Origin of the sequence: Crocosphaera chwakensis CCY0110 (assembly GCF_000169335.1) — a bacterium.
Lineage (GTDB): Bacteria > Cyanobacteriota > Cyanobacteriia > Cyanobacteriales > Microcystaceae > Crocosphaera > Crocosphaera chwakensis.
Window position 1 is genome coordinate 51,156 of the sequence record NZ_AAXW01000014.1, and the last position, 17,141, is coordinate 68,296.

Here is a 17,141-nt window from a genome sequence, read left to right on the forward strand (position 1 = left end):
GATAAAACGTTCTACATTAATTAAACAATGTATAAATTATATGATTTTTTACCATCAGGCAATAGTTATAAAGTGAGATTGTTATTAACTCAATTACAAATCCCTTTTACTCGAATTGAAGTTAATATTTTGAACAACGAAAGTAGAACACCAGAATTTTTAGCTAAAAATCCTAATGGAAAAATTCCAGTATTAGAAATTTCTCCTCATCAATATTTAGCTGAGTCTAACGCTATTTTATTTTATTTAAGTCAAAATACTAGCTATTTTCCTGATAATCATTTTGAGCAAGCACAAGTAATGCAATGGCTTTTTTTTGAACAATATAGTCATGAACCGAATATTGCAACGTCTCGCTATTGGATATCAATTTTAGGAAAAGAAAGAGAATATAAACAAGCTTTAGAACAAAAACAAGTTTTAGGCTATGCTGCACTTAATGTAATGGAAAACCATCTTAAAAAGCAAGATTTTTTCGTAGGGAAAACCTATACGATTGCTGATATTGCACTTTATGCTTACACTCATGTCGCTGAAGAAGGAGGATTTAATTTAACAAAATTTCCTGCCATTCAAGCTTGGTTAAAACGTAATGAAATATTCCTTGATTAATTGTCCAAGAAAATAACCATTTTACTCTCTTAAAATTAGGGCAGAGATTCCAATATTTTCTCACCATTTCTTTCCCTTGTAGCCAAACATCTTCAATGGGATTTTGTTCAGGAGCATGAGGAGCCAAACGAATACATCTTATTAACCATTCCTCTTCACTGTTTCCTTGATTAATCTTGTCTAAATACTCTCTCCATTCTTGACTGCGGTGATAAGTAGCTCCATCCCAAATGAGAACAAGTTTTTTGTTTTTGTTTTCTTTAATTAATTCTGAGACAAATTTGATAGTATTTCCTTGTAAGTATTCTTTAGTAATTACTTTTCCAGTTCAATAGTTCATCGCTCCATAATAAGTTTGTTTTTGTTTCTCATTTTTGATGGGTATCTCAATCCTCATCTCAGTTTTCCCCCAAACATATCCACAAATATCTCCCCAAACTAAATGACATTCATCCAAAAAAAAGACAAGTAATTCCTCTGATTCAATCTTTTTTCTATTGATTTCTAAAAACTGTTCAATTTCTTTTTTCTTGGTGCGCCTTCCCTAGCTGCGGAAACCGCAGCGGGGTCGCACCGCTTTTTTCTAGCTACTGGTTCTGGATCTTTCCTTGGGTTCGTTTTTTGAGACTTTTTCCATGATATTCCCGCTTCATGAAACAAATCGTAGTAACTAGACTTGGCAGAAAATGTTACATTGAATTGTTCAGCTATGTAATATTCTAGTTCATTGAGATTCCAAGTATTCTTCTCTTTTAGCCAAGAGATAACTTGTGTTTTTTCTTCTGAATTTAGATAAGCAAATGAGCCTTGATAACCAAGCTTTATTCCCTCAATTCCATTGATCACAAATGCTTGTTTCCATTTACTAATAAAACCTGAAGAAACTCGTAAAATCTTCATGATTTCCCGATGTGGGTGTCCCCTTAATGTCATCCTAACGGCAATCGCTCGTTTTAACTCTCTTGGATCAGGATTGGAGGAGATAAAGGTATCTAATTCTTTCATTTTAGTCTAGATTTACTTCTTTTTTATTCTCTCACATCTCATTCCTGATTGCTATATAACGATCCTAATCTAAAAAAGCACTCAACCATAACATTTTCCCCTTGTAGCAGTCGTTTTTCTTTCTGAAAACTTAGGGCAACTTCGACTATGCACAGGATAGCCCGATATTTTTAACAACTAAAAAGCTCTAAAATGAAATTAAAATTAAGAAAAATTGGCAATGGCTACTTCTGATTTAATCACCTGGCTAAGAGACAATACTCCCTTAAATGTATTAAGTTCTGAGGTGCTTGAGGCGATCGCACTTTCGATGAAGTTAATAAGGGTTGAAGGTAAACAAACCTTAGTCAGAGGTGGAAGTACCCCTGAAAAACTTTATATTCTCAAATCTGGACAAATTCAAAGTCAAGGAATTCCAGAGGCTAGTTTACTGACAGGAACATTAATCAATTTAAGAGCATTAATTCTAGAGCAACCCGTTTCAAAAACATTAGTGACGTTAAATGAGTGTGAGTTATGGGGGATAGATGCTCAACAATTTAAGTCATTACTCAAACAATATCCCGAAATCACTCAAGCTTTTTCCCAACAACTGGCTTTAGAACTAAAAGAACTCTCTTCTGAGTTGAGTTTTCAACAGGAAAGACAGACCATTCTCCGCCCTTATTTAGTAACAAAAGTAAAACGGGGAGTGATTGGCAAAAGTCGCTACGCTGTTAAATTGCGATCGCAGATCAAAAACTTCTCCGATAATCGTCAACCTGTATTGATTTTTGGAGAACCTGGGTTACAAAAAGACAATTTAGCTGCCCTGCTCCATTTTAGTTCCCCTTTTCGTCGAGAACCTATCATTCAAGTTAATTGTTCTCAATTACAAGCCAGTGGGGCTGAATTATTTGGACGAGTTGGGGGCAAATTGAGCTTACTTGAAGCGTTAGGGAAAGGAACTCTGATACTCAATAATCTTCAAGAACTTTCCCCTGAGTTATTCAAACCTATTGCTCAATTATTAAAAGATGGCACTTATTATCCCATAAGCCGTCAAGGAGAATCTCCTCTAAGTAACAAAACGAGTCACTGTAGAATTATTGTTATTTCTGAAAAAAAGCTCTCTAACATTGATGAGTTGATCAAGAATATTATTAAAGTTCCCCCGTTGCGAGTTCGGAAAACAGATATTGACGATTTAGTGACTTATTACATTAGTTTAATGTGTCGTAAAAGGGGGGTAGACAAAGTAACGATTACTTCTGAAGCTACTAGAAAACTTCAAGCCTACGATTTTCCCAACAATTTACAAGAACTCGAAAATCTTATTGAACGCGCCCTTGTACAGTTGAAAGGTTATCAAGAAATCACCGAAGAAATTATTTGGCCGTCACAAAGTAAAAAACAGCAATTTCGCTTTAATCTTCTCAAAGGATATCCTCGTTTGCGTCAGTTTTTTCGTTCTCAATGGTATCCTGATAAACTTAATTATGGTTTTACTTTAATAGCCTTTGCTGTCATTAATATTATTCTCTGGATTGGGCCTCAAACAAGAAGTGAAAATTTTGCCTTAAATCTCTTTTGGGCTTGGTGGTGGCCACTGGTTTTGCTAGGATTTCTTTTTGTGGGTAGATTATGGTGTGCTGTTTGTCCTTTTATGATTTACGGGGAACTCACTCAAAAAGTTTCCTTGTGGTTATTTCCTAGAAAACTGAAAAAATGGCCGCGCAAAGAGGCTGAAACTTGGGGGGGATGGTTTTTATGGGGTTTATTCGCCTTAATTTTGTTGTGGGAAGAACTCTGGGATTTAAAAAATACGGCTTATCTATCTTCTTGTTTATTATTATTAATCACTGCCGGAGCAATGATTTGTTCAACGATTTTTGAACGTCGCTTTTGGTGTCGTTATTTATGTCCTATTGGTGGCATGAATGGAATGTTTGCTAAACTCTCAATGACAGAGTTGCGAGGGCAACAGGGAACTTGCTCAGCAGAATGTACGACCTACCAATGTTATAAAGGAGGCCCTCAAAAAGGGGAAGGATTAGAAACCAATGGTTGCCCTCTTTATTCCCATCCTGCCCAACTTGAAGATAATCGAGATTGCGTTTTATGTATGACCTGTTTAAAAGCCTGCCCCCATCGTTCTGTAGAGTTTAATTTACGACCCCCTGGCATTGAGTTATGGACGACTCATGTTCCTCGAAATTATGAAGTGGCTTTACTGTTTTTATTATTAGATGCAGTGTTTTTACATCGTTTGCCCCAAGTACAAGCTCAGTTAGGTTTTTCTTGGGATTTAAACCAATTTTGGATACATTCAGGACTAGCTATTCTAACATTAGGTTTGCCTGCTATATTTCCTCTCGTTTTTCATCAAATCATGCGGTTATGGGGAGCGTTTCAATCAAGGGTTAAAATTCGCCCCTTTAAGGAATTAGCTTACGGCTATTTACCCTTAGTTTTGGCAGGAAATTTGGCTTATTACTTGCCCCTTGGTTTAGGAGAAGCAGGGCAAATTTTGCCCATTACTTTAGCGACCTTTGGCTTCTCAGGACAAGGACTTCCTATTATGGTTGCCCATCCTGCTGTTATTGCCTTTTTGCAAGAAATTCTTTTAATTTTAGGCGTAATTTTATCAATCATTTTGACTCAAAAAATTGCTAAATTACCTTTTTACTATTTAATTATCCAACATTTATTTACTTTGATTTTAGCTATTGGATTATGGAAGATTCTTTTGTTGTAAACAAAATAAATTCTTGTTGTTATTATATGTCCACATAATAAAATTCTTATGTTTCTCTCTTATGAGAGATGGGAGTTAAACCAGTTTATTTCTAGGCTGAAAATAACGAAAAAATTAACGTTTTAACGACTTCATCAGAATTTCAAATTATTTATGGCAGAACAAACACAAGAACAACAAAAAACATTTCTCGCAAAGGTTATCGAGCAAAGTGGACTTGAAAACGACAATGATGCTCAAGCTGCCACTAAAGTTGTTTTTCGTATTATGCGGGATTTAATTCCCTCTGATCAAATCGAGCAAATCGAGCAACAACTCCATCAAGAAGCACCAAAAGCGGATATGGAGATAGCTGACTTATGGAATGATCCTAATGTCATGGTAGCGTTTTTTAGTCGTGTGAGTCCTTTTAGACAGCTACCTATCGGCTCAAATACCTTCTTCCTGAGACTTGATCAAGAGGCTGCACTTCCTGAAGGAGTAGAAGCCAAAAAGGTAACCAAGGCTGTCTTTTCAGCACTCAAAGACGAATTACCTCAGCAGAAATCTAGAGAAATTGCTCAATATTTACCCGATGATATTCGCCAACTTTGGGGATAATTAGGCTTTAAGTTATTTATATAGGTGCATTATATTTCTTTAATGCACCTTATTAGTTTGAACTATGGTTATCAATTATGATGGAGAATAGGAGACTCGAACCCCTGACCTCTGCGGTGCGATCGCAGCACTCTACCAACTGAGCTAATTCCCCAGGTTTTCTTACAATCCATTATTATAACATTGAATGCTATTATTTGTTATTATATTTAACCTAGTGATTACCTGTATTAATTGTTATCTAGTAGTAAAACTATGGCAATTATATGGTTCTCTACAACAAATCACTGATCAATTAACGAATATTGAACAACAAGTTGGTGAATTGTTTGCTCTGACCCGCGATCTAATTTTAAGGGGACAACAAGGAACAGTGCAACTACGACAATATTATCAAACCCTCCTCATTCAACTAGCGATCGCTCAAAAAGTGCTACGGACATTAAAATTGTTATGGACAGTATGGTATCAGCTGCCAAAATTTAAGCTATTGAACAAAAAAATCTCATAACCACCTCACTCCGATAACAATTTGTAACATAACCCTTAGCCTAGGGAGTCACGGGGCTTATTATGATGAAGTCAACCATTAAGTCAACATAAAATGACGAGTGGAAGACAATCTTTACTCAGGCTTTGTCGTCAGAGTAAGATATCTTCGATGTACCAGTGATTTTTCCTATCTTGTGTACAACAAACGTTAGTCTTTTGTAACAAAAGGAAACAACTCTTATGAAACGATTGTTCGCTTTAATTCTCGTTGCAACCCTGTGGTTTAGTTTTGCCCCCACCGCTTCGGCGTTTTACGATAACTTAACCCCTTGTAGCGAAAACCCTGCTTACCAGCAAAAATCCAAGAATTTCCGCAATACCACCAATGATCCTCAGTCCGGTCAAAAACGGGCTGAACGTTATGCAGAAGCATTATGTGGTCCGGAAGGCTACCCTCATCTCATTGCAGATGGTAATTTGTCTCATGTAGGCGACTTTACCATTCCTGGTATTCTATTCCTTTATATTGCCGGTTGGATCGGTTGGGTTGGTCGGGCTTATTTAATCGCTATCCGCAATGACAAAAACGCTGAAATGCAAGAGGTTGTTATCAATGTTCCTCTAGCTATCAGTAAAATGTTAACCGGCTTTGCTTGGCCTTTAGCGGCCGTCGGCGAACTCACCTCTGGCAAATTAACCGCCAAAGATGGAGAAATCCCCGTATCCCCTCGTTAATTAAACACGATTTGCACTTTTTTCATTGATCATTAATTGTTTGGAGAACTAATTCATGGAAGGTTTGACAAAGTTTTTATCAACTGCCCCTGTTTTAATTATGGCCTTGTTAACGGTAACTGCAGGGATTTTAATTGAGTTCAATCGTTTCTATCCTGATCTTCTTTTCCATCCTTTAGGATAAAAGATTCATTCACAACTCACGTCATTAATTTTTAATTATTAAAGGTTAACAAAAAGTAAAATTTGTTAACCTTTTTTCTATATACTATATTATCTAGAGCGGATTTGGTCTAAGTAGGTAGGCAAATCCCAAAAAGTCCTATGTCCACAATTTTCACGTTAATTTTTTATTTTATTTTTAAGTTGAAGATAGTTGTTTAACCACATTTTTAGGTTTTTTCGTAACTTTTTTCTTAGAAGCTACAGAATAGCCTTTAAAATTATTTAAAGCAGCACTAGCATTTTTAACAACCTGGCTATTATCGTCCTTCTGAGCTACTTTGAGAAAAGGAATGACCACAGGAGATTTAACCTTGCTTAACCCTTCAACTGCAGCTAAACGAACGGAAAGCACTGGATCACGGCTTAAACGTCCTAAAGCAAGAATAGCTTGACGCATCTGAACCCTAATGTTTTTTACACTCACTAAGTTGCCTAAAGCTTTAGCAACAGTAACCCGAATTGACGGATCAGAATGGGTTAAATAATTAAGAATAGGGGGAATGTTACTTGAAGAATTAGAGTCCCCCCAATTTTTGATATTTTGCGCTAAAGACTGATTATTGCTTTGGTAGCTAATGGTTGAAGTAGGAGGTAATGAGGAAGACGAATAGGGGTTAGAGGGCTGAGACGGTTGAAATTGCGTCTTAGTGTTGATTTCACTAAATAATTCTGATGATCTAGATATCGGAGTTGAAGAAGAAAAAGATTGGTAAGATGACTCAGAAGCCTTAATTTTTAGAGAAGTTTGCTGAGATTTTTTTCGTTGAACTAAGAGTGAATAAAGACTGAAGGCTACTAATAACAAAAATAAGGTCAGTAGAAAATCATTCATCAGAAAAATCTAAGCAGTACAATATACAAATCGAGCAGGATTTTTATTTTAACTTATTTAAGGATCAGTAGAATGGCGATCGCAAATCATCTACTCCAGAGAGTTATTCTAAAGTGTCCTTTCATAACTCGCAAAGTGCTGTATTTATTCAAATCATAAAGTTTTGTGTAAATTTATTGACGAATGATAGTAAATAAAATAAAAAAACGTATCTTATTTTATTTGAGTAATAACTTAATCAGAAATTCTTAAAACTATCTAAACATTTTCTACTCTTTAGGAAAGCGGTGTTAATATCAAATCCAATTATTTTGTAGGAGTTGTATAGTTAGGATTAAATTTTATGAACAATTTATCATCTGAGCAAAATAAAACAATGGATGCCATTTTTAACGATTATCAAGAAGAAATTTCCTTATGTCTAACAGAAATTAAAAAAGTGATTACCCTATTAGAGGCACCAATAATAATTTCTGGTAATCAACAACAATTATCAGAAAAACTAGCTTTAGCTAATAAAATAATTACCCAAATCACTCACAGACTTGAAACACTAGAACAACATAGTCAATTATTGAAAAAACAACCTTATCTAACTGAGTTGAAAAATTATGGTGAAATCCAAAAATTATTAGCTTATCAATTAGAAAAAATTAAGCAAAAAACTGAACAATGGCAGTATAGCGCTTAAGTTTATTTGTAGAGGCAAATACCTCTACAAATAAATTTCAATGACTGCCCATTTTATCTAAAGCATCAGGATCATCATGAATTGCTAATCTTTCTAAAAGGGTTGCACTGGCTTCATTTACACCAATTAAGTCTACTTCTACTCCTCGTTTACGATAACGTAATACCACTTTATCCACGGCATCAACTGCAGAATGATCCCATAAATGAGCATGGCTTAAATCGACAACAACTTTTTCTAATTTTTCACGGAAATCAAAAGCACTTAAAAAGCTATCTACAGATACAAAAAATACCTGACCATTAACACTATAAATCCGTTCTTTGCCTCCTTCTTTTAAATAAGAATCCACATGAATAAGGTTAGCAATTTTTCGACTAAAGAAAATGGCACTCATGGCTACTCCAATTAAGACTCCAATGGCTAAATTATGAGTTAAAACAGTAATCAATACAGTGGTGAGCATCACTGCAGTTTCATTTTTAGGCACTTTGCGAATATTAATAATAGAACTCCAACTAAAGGTACTAATAGAAACCATAATCATCACTGCGACTAAAGCAGCCATCGGAATTTGTTCAACCCATTTTCCAAAGACAATAATAAAAATAAATAGGAAAATGCCAGCACTCAAAGTAGACAGTCTGGCGCGTCCCCCAGAACGAATATTAATCACAGATTGACCAATCATGGCACATCCGGCCATTCCTCCAAAAAATCCCGTAACAATGTTAGCCGTTCCTTGTGCCAAAGCTTCTTGATTTTTGTTACTGGAAGTATCTGTTAAATCATCAATGACATTAGCGGTTAAAAACGATTCTAATAAGCCTACCAAAGACAAAGCTAAAGCATAAGGCAAAATAATCTCTAAGGTTTCAAAATTAAACGGTACTTGAGGAATGCCAAAAATGGGTAAACTGGTGGGTAAAGAGCCTTCATCCCCCACGGTATGGACTTCCCATCCTCCGACCCAAGAAGCAGCCGTAATAATGACAATAGCGACCAACGGAGAAGGAACTAGGGTTGTTAATCTCGGTAAACCGTAAATAATGGCTAATCCTACCGCAACCATCCCATAAACCAAGAAAGAAGCTTCTTCAAATTGAGGGAGTTGTGCTTGGAAAATTAGAATAGCTAAAGCGTTAACAAAGCCGATCATCACAGCTTTCGGAACGAAACGCATCTGGTTTCCCAGTTTGATCCAACCCCAAATCAATTGTAAAATTCCTGTGAGGACAGTCGTAGCAAAAAGGTATTGTAAACCGTTTTCGGGGTGATTTCTGACTAAAGTGGTCATCAGTAAAGCCATTGCTCCTGTGGCAGCCGAAATCATCCCAGGACGACCTCCAATAATAGCCGTAATAATGGCAATGCAAAAGGAGGCGTATAATCCTACTTTGGGATCAACTCCAGCAATAATGGAGAAGGCGATCGCTTCTGGAATAAGGGCTAAAGCTACCACAGCCCCGGCTAATAAATCATTTTTAACGTTAGAAAACCAAACTTTTTTTGTAAATATTTCACTCATACTATCGGAATATCGTGCCAGAAAACAAGCACACTATAACACTACCTCTTATTTTTCGTTAACTTATAGAAGGAAAATACTATTTATTCTGTGGAAAAACTTAAAATTCTATAAAAACGCGAAATTTAGCAATATCTTGTAAAAATTAAGATATTTAAGGGTTTTTAAGAGGATGATCTTCATAGACTGTAATCTGAGTTTAATCAAATTAGCTGATGACAGTGTTAAAGAGTCAAAAGTCAGAAGTCAGAAGTCAGAATAGTCAAGATTAAAGTAAATAATTGACTTGTAAGGTTAATTATTCTTACAGAATCTTTTAATCTTTGATTTACTTATCTTAGATTGTCTTAAGTGTTAAATTCTTTATCCTAACTTCTGATCATAAAGAAAGAATTTCTTATCTAGAACGTGAGTATCTATAAAAAATCCTAGAAGTTTTTCCACAGTTTTTCCACAGCGTTATTCATAAACAGAAGAAAAATTTAAGTAACAAAGGATCAAAATTAAGTCAAAATACAATTGATCTACGTTTATCAGCTTTCCAACTCTCTATGAAATTCGTTTGTAGTCAAAGTGATCTTAATAGTAATTTATCTTTAGTCAGTCGGGCTGTTCCTTCTCGCCCTACCCATCCTATCTTAGCCAATGTGTTAATGGTGGCCGATAGTCAGAAAAACCGAGTTAGCTTAACTGCATTCGACCTCAGTTTAGGCATTGAAACCAGTTTTAGTGCAGATGTCAGCGAAGATGGCCAAATTACCTTACCGGCTAAACTACTTAATGATATCGTATCACGACTTCCAGAAGGGGAAATTACCCTGATGAGCGAAGAAACAGAAAACAATGATAGCCACATTGTCGCCTTAAAATGTGCATCGGGACAGTTTCAGGTTAGGGCTATGGATGCAGAGGAGTTTCCCCCGTTACCCACGGTAGAAGAGGGAGAGTCACTACAATTACCCATCGTTATGTTAACCGAAGGCTTAAAGGGAGCTTTATTTGCAGCCAGTAGCGACGAAACAAAACAAATATTGACAGGGGTTCATTTAACAGGGACTCCCGATAGTTTAGAATTCGCGGCCACTGATGGCCATCGTTTATCGGTGGTAGAAACCACTTTACCCCCACAAACCGATGAGGATAATGAGGATGAGACAAGCAGTGAAATGCCCAATTTAGAAGGGTTTGCGGTAACGATTCCAGCACGAGCTTTACGGGAATTAGAACGGATGATCGGGAACCGTAATGAATCTGATGCGATCGCTTTACAAGTCGATGAGGCTCAAGTGGTGTTCCAATTAGGCCATCAACGGTTAACGGTTCGTAAGTTAGACGGGGCTTATCCTAATTATCAAATGTTAATCCCAAAAGAGTTTACTCGCACCATTAGTTTAGAAAGAAAAAGGTTATTAAGTAGTTTAGAAAGGGTAGCCGTTTTAGCGGATCAAAAAAACAATTTAGTTAAGTGTACGTTTAACCATGAAGAGGGGCAAGTTTCCTTATCCGTTGAAACCCAAGATTTAGGAAGTGCTAAAGAATCGATGCCGGCAGAAGTAACAGGAGAAAGTGGCGAAATTGCTTTTAATGTTAAATATTTAATGGATGGTTTAAAAGCACTACCAACCAAAGAAATTAAAATGCAGTTAAATGAAGGAAATCAACCGGTTATTTTTAATCCTTTGGGAGGTTTACAAATGACTTATTTAGTCATGCCGGTACAAATTGTGAAGTAGTCTAAAATTTGATTTATTTACCCCAACTTGAATAGTTGGGGGGATATTTTAACATTGTAAACACCACTCGATTAACTCTTGAACCCCTTGTCCTCTAGGTGCTTGAGTTTGCCAATCAGCCATCGCTTTTAAATCAGATAACGCATTTGCCACGGCTACCCCTAAACCACAATAAAGTAAAAGATCACGGTCATTTTCAGCATCTCCAATACCTGCGACTAGCTCAGGGGAAAGTTGAAATTGAGTCAATGCAACTTCAAGGCCAGTCTTTTTATTAACCCCTTTTGGCAGTATCATTATTGCTCGCTTATTTAAGATAATTTCAGCTTCTAAGCCCATTTTTTTGATGGTTTGCTTGACAACATCAAAGTAAGGTTGCCAAGTGGCGACTAATACTTGACCTTGACTGATAGGACTCACATTTTGAGTCATTAGAGATGAAACAAATTCATTCGGTAAGGGTGTTGCTAACAGTTGTAGTTGTTCAAGGCCAGGTTGATAGAAAACGGCTCCATTTTCAGCAATAACCCCATCAAATAGACCTAGATCACTAAATACTTCTTTTAACTCAGATAATTCTCGTCCTGTTACCAGTAATAATCGCCCCCCTGCCTCTCGGTAACGCTTTAAAGATTGTCGTGTTTCTGTGTCAACGGTTCAATTAGTCGCCAGGGTTCCATCGTAGTCGGTGGCGATCGCGCGATACTTCATGATCTCAATAGCTCAGAGGTTCTCTGTCATGATAGATCATTATTAATTTAGCGATCGCACTATAATTATAACGCGATCGCCATCAAACAAGCGACTATACTATATTTGGCATATCTCGATAAGATCAAGTAGCCTTTTTTCCTCATCATAGTATTTAGAAAACACTTCATCAATACTTAAGTCTAAATCACCTATAGCTCGAAGGGTACAGTATCTGAAACAGTGTCCTAGTTGATATAATAATTCAAATTTTAGAAGTGAAAAAAAGGTGTTTAAACGTACCCACACCCATAGTGAGCGATCGCCGTAATTTTTTGCTTTTTTCAAGTCAAGCTGCTTCTTATAATTTTTCTCTCAATACATCATTGACTAATTGACTAATAGCAACCCCTTTTTTTTGAGCTTGTTGAAATAAAACTTTCATAATATCTTCATCAATTTCAACTGCAAAATGTCGCTGTTGTAACTCTGCTTCTAATGTGACAGTTTCAAAGTCATCTAAATAGTCAATTGTATCATGAGTATCCCAGAATTCTGCTGCTGCTTCATAACTAGAAAATTCTTCAGGAATGGGGTCGACTGCATTAGATTTTTTGTTCATAGTATCTACCCTGTGATTTATATTGTTGAGATGGCCACATACCTTACAGCTATAGCTTAAGTTTTTAATGATTTATTAGACACTTTCTTGATAGGTAATGTAACAAATTTTCGTCCACTGCAAATTTGCTTTTTTCGTAAATCTTCAAATATTGCCTTTAAATCATAATTGAAGGATTTGGCATATTCTTCTCTATACTTATGAATTTCTTCTACAATAGGGTCTTTATACATGATTAATTTCCTACATTGAGGATTCTAATTTAGAAAGAGGTGTTTCGGGGTATTTATTTAAAGCCTGACAATCAGCTAAATATTGATCAATCACGGTTTGAAAAGCTTGTTTTAATTCATCTACAGAAAGACCATCAAAAACGATTATATCTTCTATGTTAATTACCCGACCAAAAAATAACTGATCTTCTTCATCATATTCAATGACTGCTTCATATCCTTTATATTTCATGGGTTAATTCCTGCTTTAATTAAAAATTCACGAATTGCTTTAATTTGCTATCTTTTTAATTCTTTTTGAGGATGAGGAGAATGAATATTGAGAGAAATATTATTAAAATCAAATCTAACTCTTGAACCATCTCCTTGAGTGAATGTTCCTCCTATGGCTTTAATTAATGTTACTACATCATCCCAAACAATATTACGTCTAATGGGTTCTGCAAAGATAGCATCATAAATTTTACGCTGTTTTTTGTTCATTCATTTATCGTACTATCTTATGAAAAGTTGAGAGTGATCGCAGTCTATAATTTTTTCAGTAATTTATCATATTCGCTATGCTTTCCTATCCAAAACCAAACAATTGTATCCGATGTTTTCATGACTCCTACAGCACGCCAACCGATTCCTACTCTTACAGAATATACACTTTCTCTAGTGTTAAGTCTCTTGAACTCTAAACTAGGATGTGTTGTGTTGTCTTTCCATAGTTTATAGTTTTTTCGTGCTGTTTGTTTAACTGTTTCGGGTAGTTTAGCAAAACATTTTAAGAAGTCATTTGTTAATTCTGACTTCATATTTCATCAAACCCTATTTTCTTGGTTTTTCCTTGTGATGATTCATTTAAGGCTTTTTTCGCTAATTCATCTAAAAAAGAACTTTGGGGTTGTTCTAGACTTTCTTGCCATTGATATTCGTTTTCAATATCTTCGATTAATTGTTTAGCCAGTTCATTTTGGATATCTTCGGGTAAATTCTGAGCTTTTTTAAATGCTTCTGTTAATAAGTCTGTCATCACTTTAGATCACAATTATTTTCGTCGAGTTGTTTTGATTATAACGCGATCGCTCATTGTTAGATATTTGTTTGGTTTCGTTCCTTAAACCAACCTACAAGATCGGCACTCACAATCTTTTAAGTAACTCATCATACTCATCGTGTGTCCCGATCCAAAACCAGTAAATATGATCATCGTTTAATAATCCCAGAACACGATAATTTAAACTTATCCGCACTGAATAAATAGGTTGACGTTGACTGACTCGTTTGAATTGTAAACTGTTATGATAGGGATCTTTCTCCCAAAGTTTGTCTGCTTTTTCGGCCTGCGTTTGTACACTTTCGGAAAGTTGGTTAAGTTGCTTACGAAATGTTTTTGTTACACTCGATTTCATGAGTTAACTCGAAAAACGTTATCTAATGGTGTTGTTTCACCATTGCTTATTTCTTGTCGAACCATATCAGCCATTTGATCCCATTGTTCATCAGTGGTTGATTCAAACTTTTCTGTCCATTGCTGTTCGTCTTTTAGTTCCTCCATCCAACGAGAAGCGATCGCATCTTGTTGATCGGGGGGAAGTTTTTTAAGTTCTGTGATGACTTTTTCGAGAAGTTCAGTCATGATTTATGGTGTAATATATAGTCTGTTATCTGTTATTTTAGCTAAATAAGAATCATAATTTGAGATGGTTCGTTACATTTCATTAACGCACCCTACAAGATCAGCGATCGCATTAGAAAAATAAAGTATAAATATAGCGATCACATACAAAAGTATTAACTTTGATTTTCTAATTCATTTATTCGAGCTTCAAGGTTCATCAATCTTTGTTGTATGTCGAGATGATCTGATTCATTAGAAAGACTATAACCAGTTAATTGTTCTATCCGATTTTTATTTGTATTAAATTTTATAATAAATCGGGTCATTTCCTTTGTTATTGTCTCAAGAGTTTCTCTTTCACGTTCTTGTGTATCTTGTAGTTGAATCTGTCTCTCCTGCAGTTCTCTGATGATCGTCATTACTTGATTGGACTGATTTTCTTGAATTTGTTGAAACTCTGTAAAATTATTAGTTAATGCTTCAATTGCACGAGCATTAGAATTCACCTGTTTTTTAAAATCTTCAATCGTAAGCTTAAGTTCAGCATACATAATATTCACGCTAATTTTAATTAATTCTTCAACAAAGGGGGTAACTAAAGATTCTGTATCTTCGCTTGTGGGAGAATTAAAAACATCATTTTCAACTACTGACGATAAAGATTCTCCGTTATCTTGACTATCAAATATTTTGTCCAAAGTAGATGCTTGTTCATACTGTGCTTCACGTTACTCCCTTCTCAAGAATTCTAAGTGTTTCTTTTGTTCTCGATTTTGTACTTTATTCAGTTGATTGTGATATGAATATAGTTGTTTTGTTTTGTTTCCTATTTGCTTAGTTAGTTCAGCTTTTTTTTTATGAATTTGACTGACTTCACCTTCGTATCGTTGAATCTCTCTACTTTTACTTTGAATTGTTGAATTACTTTTAGAACGGGAAATTGTCTGTTTTGCACGAAAGATTTTATCGCTCCTGTCAGCTTCCTTTTTTGTCTCATCAGTCAGCTTGTTGTTTAGATTTTGTATATCACGCTGAGTTCGCTCAATACTATTTTGTATACTGCTAATTGACATAAATCAATTTCTCCTAATTCAAAATTTTAGTGTACATAGATTCATTATAATCTTTTTTTAGTAAGAATGAACTATTGAAAATCAAAAATATAGTCATAATAAAATAAATAGAAATATTAACCGTGATTTTCTAATTCCCTCATTCGAGCTTCAAGGTTTCTAAATCTTCTTCTCACATCTTTGGTTACTTAATATTGTCTCAATTACACTGACTATTATTAATAATAATACAAAAAAGGGCAGACATTAATCTACCCTAATCTTTAAAAACAACATAAATCAATCAGAAAAAAAGGTTAATTTTTCCCGTTACCATTGTTAGTTAACACTCTATTTGTCACCTTATCTGGAACCTCTTGTAAATGGTCATAAGTCCAAGTAAACGTACCCACACCCATGGTCAGCGATCGCAGTTCAATAATAAAGTTGTGCATCTCTGCTTGGGGTAAATATGCAGTGACTTGATCCCATCCTTTCCACTGGGTTAAGCTTTCATAACCGAGAATTTGTCCCCGTCTTCCACTCACCAACTGCAACACTTTTGCAGTACACTCCGCCGGCACTGATACCTTAACGGATAAAATAGGCTCTAACAGCACAGGATGACATGATGGCATTCCCTCACTCATTGCAATGCGTGCAGCTTGTTTAAACGCTTGTTCAGAACTATCTACCGAATGATAGGAACCGTCGGTTAAGGTCACATCTACATCCACCACAGGGAAACCCAACGGACCATGATCTAAATATTCTTTGACCCCCATTTCTACCCCAGGGATGTACTGTTTGGGAACCACACCCCCGACGATGGTTTGATGGAAGTGAAAGCCTTCGCCTCTGGGTAATGGTTTGATGTCTAGGTGAACGTCTCCAAATGCCCCATGACCGCCAGTTTGATGTTTATAACGTCCATGCACTTTATTGGCGTTACGGATGGTTTCTTTATAGGGGACTTGAGGCAAATGGGTGGTCATGGGTAAGTTATACTTGCGACGCAACCGATCTAAAGCAACCTGCAAATGTATTTCACCTTGTCCCCACAGAATAACCTCTTTCGTATCTCCGTGTTGTTCCCAATGCAAGGAGGGATCTTCTTCGATGAGTTTAGCAAAAGCAGAACTGAGTTTCACTTCATCTTTGCGTTTTTCGGGAGTAACAGCTAACGCATACACCGGTTCTAAAGTATCTGCTTTAGGTAAAAGTTCACTGGGTTTCTCTTTACTGGATAACGTATCCCCTGTCTTGATACCCTCTAAACGGGCGATCGCAACAATTTCCCCTAATGATGCAGTTTGACTGGGGATAGAAATTTGTTTTTCTCCCATGAGGCGATAAACCCCACCGGCGCGAACCCCATTAAGTAACATTCCTTCTTTGACTTCCCCTTGCCATACTCTGACTAGGGAAAGTTGACCACCTTGGGGGGTAAAGTAGGTTTTTAAGACTTGTACAAGGGTTTCGCCTTCAGTTTTGTTTTCAAGTCCCCGACGTTCTCCTGTAATATTGGGTGCAGGGGTTTCTTTGACTAAAGCATCGAGTAAGGGGCGTACGCCGTAGTGTTGTTCAGCAATACCAAAGAAAACGGGTACAATTAAGTCTGCACTAAGATCCTGTTTTAAATCTTTGAGTATTTCTTCTTTTGATGGTTGAATATATTGCCCTAAGCCATAAAGTCGCCTTTATGACTCGGCTTCAAAACCGTGCTTGCACCTTTCAGCGCACACGGC

The 17,141-nt window shown here is 36.2% G+C and carries 21 protein-coding genes, 1 tRNA gene and 3 pseudogenes; 8 read left to right on the forward strand and 17 right to left on the reverse strand.

Going from position 1 to position 17,141, the window contains the following annotated elements; translation table 11 throughout:
• Positions 1-27: 27 nt before the first annotated feature.
• Positions 28-612, forward strand: a complete 585-nt coding sequence (locus CY0110_RS11060; protein ID WP_008275511.1) for a glutathione S-transferase family protein — start codon at positions 28-30, stop codon at positions 610-612.
• Here CY0110_RS11060 and CY0110_RS29605 read toward each other — a convergent pair.
• Positions 548-1,617: pseudogene (locus CY0110_RS29605) on the reverse strand (IS630 family transposase). The gene CY0110_RS11060 and the pseudogene CY0110_RS29605 sit on opposite strands and share 65 nt — an antisense overlap.
• A 220-nt stretch (positions 1,618-1,837) precedes the next feature.
• Between CY0110_RS29605 and CY0110_RS11075 the strand changes: the two are divergent.
• Together CY0110_RS11075 and CY0110_RS11080 are read left to right on the forward strand one after the other, a co-directional pair.
• Entirely contained in the window at positions 1,838-4,354 is a 2,517-nt protein-coding gene (locus tag CY0110_RS11075) for an AAA-type ATPase lid domain-containing protein (protein WP_008275514.1), read from the forward strand.
• Positions 4,355-4,507: 153 nt separating this feature from the next.
• Positions 4,508-4,954, forward strand: coding sequence for a DUF2267 domain-containing protein (locus CY0110_RS11080; RefSeq protein WP_008275515.1), 447 nt, complete (start codon positions 4,508-4,510; stop codon positions 4,952-4,954).
• An 81-nt stretch (positions 4,955-5,035) separates the two neighbouring features.
• On the opposite strand, the gene CY0110_RS11085 is transcribed toward CY0110_RS11080, so the two are convergent.
• Positions 5,036-5,108: transfer RNA gene (locus tag CY0110_RS11085), tRNA-Ala, on the reverse strand.
• A 63-nt stretch (positions 5,109-5,171) separates the two neighbouring features.
• Between CY0110_RS11085 and CY0110_RS11090 the strand changes: the two genes are divergently transcribed.
• From CY0110_RS11090 to psaJ, 3 genes are all read left to right on the forward strand, one after another.
• Positions 5,172-5,465 (forward strand): hypothetical protein, encoded by a 294-nt coding sequence (locus CY0110_RS11090; RefSeq protein ID WP_232285712.1) that lies wholly within the window; start codon positions 5,172-5,174, stop codon positions 5,463-5,465.
• 221 nt (positions 5,466-5,686) lie between these two features.
• On the forward strand, positions 5,687-6,181 hold the full coding sequence (locus CY0110_RS11095) for a photosystem I subunit III (RefSeq protein WP_008275517.1): 495 nt from the start codon (positions 5,687-5,689) through the stop codon (positions 6,179-6,181).
• A 55-nt stretch (positions 6,182-6,236) separates the two neighbouring features.
• On the forward strand, positions 6,237-6,365 hold the full coding sequence (psaJ, locus tag CY0110_RS11100; protein WP_008275518.1) for a photosystem I reaction center subunit IX: 129 nt from the start codon (positions 6,237-6,239) through the stop codon (positions 6,363-6,365).
• A 177-nt stretch (positions 6,366-6,542) separates the two neighbouring features.
• Here psaJ and CY0110_RS11105 read toward each other — a convergent pair whose 3' ends face one another.
• Positions 6,543-7,238 (reverse strand): HEAT repeat domain-containing protein, encoded by a 696-nt coding sequence (locus CY0110_RS11105; protein WP_008275519.1) that lies wholly within the window; start codon positions 7,236-7,238, stop codon positions 6,543-6,545.
• Between the two features lie 343 nt (positions 7,239-7,581).
• Here CY0110_RS11105 and CY0110_RS11110 point away from each other — a divergent pair, with 343 nt between their 5' ends.
• Positions 7,582-7,929 (forward strand): hypothetical protein, encoded by a 348-nt coding sequence (locus CY0110_RS11110; protein WP_008275520.1) that lies wholly within the window; start codon positions 7,582-7,584, stop codon positions 7,927-7,929.
• A 37-nt stretch (positions 7,930-7,966) separates the two neighbouring features.
• Here the strand turns inward: CY0110_RS11110 and CY0110_RS11115 are convergent, their stop codons facing one another.
• Positions 7,967-9,457, reverse strand: coding sequence for a SulP family inorganic anion transporter (locus tag CY0110_RS11115; RefSeq protein WP_008275521.1), 1,491 nt, complete (start codon positions 9,455-9,457; stop codon positions 7,967-7,969).
• Between the two features lie 551 nt (positions 9,458-10,008).
• Between CY0110_RS11115 and dnaN the strand changes: the two genes are divergently transcribed.
• Entirely contained in the window at positions 10,009-11,190 is a 1,182-nt protein-coding gene (gene dnaN / locus CY0110_RS11120) for a DNA polymerase III subunit beta (RefSeq protein WP_008275522.1), read from the forward strand.
• A 48-nt stretch (positions 11,191-11,238) separates the two neighbouring features.
• Here the strand turns inward: dnaN and CY0110_RS30850 are convergent, their stop codons facing one another.
• The 13 genes and pseudogenes from CY0110_RS30850 to CY0110_RS11175 form a co-directional block, all read right to left on the reverse strand.
• Positions 11,239-11,622: an HAD hydrolase family protein gene (locus CY0110_RS30850; protein WP_008275523.1), complete on the reverse strand. Its 384-nt coding sequence runs from the start codon at positions 11,620-11,622 to the stop codon at positions 11,239-11,241.
• A gap of 9 nt (positions 11,623-11,631) precedes the next feature.
• Positions 11,632-11,832 (reverse strand): annotated as a pseudogene (locus CY0110_RS31370) (HAD family hydrolase); the annotation flags it as partial.
• A 409-nt stretch (positions 11,833-12,241) separates the two neighbouring features.
• Positions 12,242-12,502 carry a CopG family antitoxin gene (locus CY0110_RS11130; protein ID WP_008275524.1) on the reverse strand — a complete coding sequence of 87 codons (261 nt, stop codon included), beginning with the start codon at positions 12,500-12,502 and terminating at the stop codon, positions 12,242-12,244.
• A 56-nt stretch (positions 12,503-12,558) separates the two neighbouring features.
• Positions 12,559-12,735: a hypothetical protein gene (locus tag CY0110_RS30405; RefSeq protein ID WP_008275525.1), complete on the reverse strand. Its 177-nt coding sequence runs from the start codon at positions 12,733-12,735 to the stop codon at positions 12,559-12,561.
• A 10-nt stretch (positions 12,736-12,745) separates the two neighbouring features.
• The gene (locus CY0110_RS11135) at positions 12,746-12,967 is read right to left on the reverse strand and encodes a type II toxin-antitoxin system HicB family antitoxin (protein ID WP_008275526.1); all 222 of its coding nucleotides are present in this window, start codon (positions 12,965-12,967) and stop codon (positions 12,746-12,748) included.
• Positions 12,968-13,014: 47 nt separating this feature from the next.
• Positions 13,015-13,218 (reverse strand): type II toxin-antitoxin system HicA family toxin, encoded by a 204-nt coding sequence (locus CY0110_RS11140; RefSeq protein WP_008275527.1) that lies wholly within the window; start codon positions 13,216-13,218, stop codon positions 13,015-13,017.
• A gap of 44 nt (positions 13,219-13,262) precedes the next feature.
• Positions 13,263-13,535 carry a ParE family toxin-like protein gene (locus CY0110_RS11145; RefSeq protein ID WP_008275528.1) on the reverse strand — a complete coding sequence of 91 codons (273 nt, stop codon included), beginning with the start codon at positions 13,533-13,535 and terminating at the stop codon, positions 13,263-13,265.
• Positions 13,532-13,753 (reverse strand): hypothetical protein, encoded by a 222-nt coding sequence (locus tag CY0110_RS11150; RefSeq protein ID WP_008275529.1) that lies wholly within the window; start codon positions 13,751-13,753, stop codon positions 13,532-13,534. Before CY0110_RS11150 ends, CY0110_RS11145 begins: the two co-directional genes overlap by 4 nt.
• 109 nt (positions 13,754-13,862) lie before the next feature.
• Positions 13,863-14,132: a type II toxin-antitoxin system RelE family toxin gene (locus tag CY0110_RS11155; RefSeq protein ID WP_008275530.1), complete on the reverse strand. Its 270-nt coding sequence runs from the start codon at positions 14,130-14,132 to the stop codon at positions 13,863-13,865.
• A complete protein-coding gene (locus CY0110_RS11160; RefSeq protein WP_008275531.1) occupies positions 14,129-14,359 on the reverse strand; it encodes a hypothetical protein in 231 nt (76 codons plus the stop codon). The genes CY0110_RS11155 and CY0110_RS11160 overlap by 4 nt, the downstream gene beginning before the upstream one ends.
• A 155-nt stretch (positions 14,360-14,514) precedes the next feature.
• Entirely contained in the window at positions 14,515-15,039 is a 525-nt protein-coding gene (locus CY0110_RS30860; protein ID WP_008275532.1) for a hypothetical protein, read from the reverse strand.
• A gap of 30 nt (positions 15,040-15,069) precedes the next feature.
• Positions 15,070-15,414 carry a hypothetical protein gene (locus CY0110_RS11170; RefSeq protein ID WP_008275533.1) on the reverse strand — a complete coding sequence of 115 codons (345 nt, stop codon included), beginning with the start codon at positions 15,412-15,414 and terminating at the stop codon, positions 15,070-15,072.
• Positions 15,415-15,710: 296 nt separating this feature from the next.
• A pseudogene (locus tag CY0110_RS11175) lies at positions 15,711-17,066 on the reverse strand (elongation factor G); the annotation flags it as partial.
• Positions 17,067-17,141: the final 75 nt, after the last annotated feature.

What these genes read in the sequence shown, in the direction of transcription:
- CY0110_RS11110 (WP_008275520.1), top strand. Translation starts at nt 7,582, where the DNA reads ATGAACAATTTATCATCTGAGCAAAATAAAACAATGGATGCCATTTTT.
- CY0110_RS11080 (WP_008275515.1), top strand. Translation starts at nt 4,508, where the DNA reads ATGGCAGAACAAACACAAGAACAACAAAAAACATTTCTCGCAAAGGTT.
- CY0110_RS11135 (WP_008275526.1), bottom strand. Translation starts at nt 12,967, where the DNA reads ATGAAATATAAAGGATATGAAGCAGTCATTGAATATGATGAAGAAGAT.
- CY0110_RS30850 (WP_008275523.1), bottom strand. Translation starts at nt 11,622, where the DNA reads ATGACTCAAAATGTGAGTCCTATCAGTCAAGGTCAAGTATTAGTCGCC.
- dnaN (WP_008275522.1), top strand. Translation starts at nt 10,009, where the DNA reads ATGAAATTCGTTTGTAGTCAAAGTGATCTTAATAGTAATTTATCTTTA.
- CY0110_RS11130 (WP_008275524.1), bottom strand. Translation starts at nt 12,502, where the DNA reads ATGAACAAAAAATCTAATGCAGTCGACCCCATTCCTGAAGAATTTTCT.
- CY0110_RS11170 (WP_008275533.1), bottom strand. Translation starts at nt 15,414, where the DNA reads ATGTCAATTAGCAGTATACAAAATAGTATTGAGCGAACTCAGCGTGAT.
- CY0110_RS11145 (WP_008275528.1), bottom strand. Translation starts at nt 13,535, where the DNA reads ATGAAGTCAGAATTAACAAATGACTTCTTAAAATGTTTTGCTAAACTA.
- CY0110_RS11150 (WP_008275529.1), bottom strand. Translation starts at nt 13,753, where the DNA reads ATGACAGACTTATTAACAGAAGCATTTAAAAAAGCTCAGAATTTACCC.
- CY0110_RS11160 (WP_008275531.1), bottom strand. Translation starts at nt 14,359, where the DNA reads ATGACTGAACTTCTCGAAAAAGTCATCACAGAACTTAAAAAACTTCCC.
- CY0110_RS11075 (WP_008275514.1), top strand. Translation starts at nt 1,838, where the DNA reads ATGGCTACTTCTGATTTAATCACCTGGCTAAGAGACAATACTCCCTTA.
- CY0110_RS11095 (WP_008275517.1), top strand. Translation starts at nt 5,687, where the DNA reads ATGAAACGATTGTTCGCTTTAATTCTCGTTGCAACCCTGTGGTTTAGT.
- CY0110_RS11155 (WP_008275530.1), bottom strand. Translation starts at nt 14,132, where the DNA reads ATGAAATCGAGTGTAACAAAAACATTTCGTAAGCAACTTAACCAACTT.
- CY0110_RS11105 (WP_008275519.1), bottom strand. Translation starts at nt 7,238, where the DNA reads ATGAATGATTTTCTACTGACCTTATTTTTGTTATTAGTAGCCTTCAGT.
- CY0110_RS30405 (WP_008275525.1), bottom strand. Translation starts at nt 12,735, where the DNA reads ATGTATAAAGACCCTATTGTAGAAGAAATTCATAAGTATAGAGAAGAA.
- CY0110_RS11140 (WP_008275527.1), bottom strand. Translation starts at nt 13,218, where the DNA reads ATGAACAAAAAACAGCGTAAAATTTATGATGCTATCTTTGCAGAACCC.
- psaJ (WP_008275518.1), top strand. Translation starts at nt 6,237, where the DNA reads ATGGAAGGTTTGACAAAGTTTTTATCAACTGCCCCTGTTTTAATTATG.
- CY0110_RS11060 (WP_008275511.1), top strand. Translation starts at nt 28, where the DNA reads ATGTATAAATTATATGATTTTTTACCATCAGGCAATAGTTATAAAGTG.
- CY0110_RS11115 (WP_008275521.1), bottom strand. Translation starts at nt 9,457, where the DNA reads ATGAGTGAAATATTTACAAAAAAAGTTTGGTTTTCTAACGTTAAAAAT.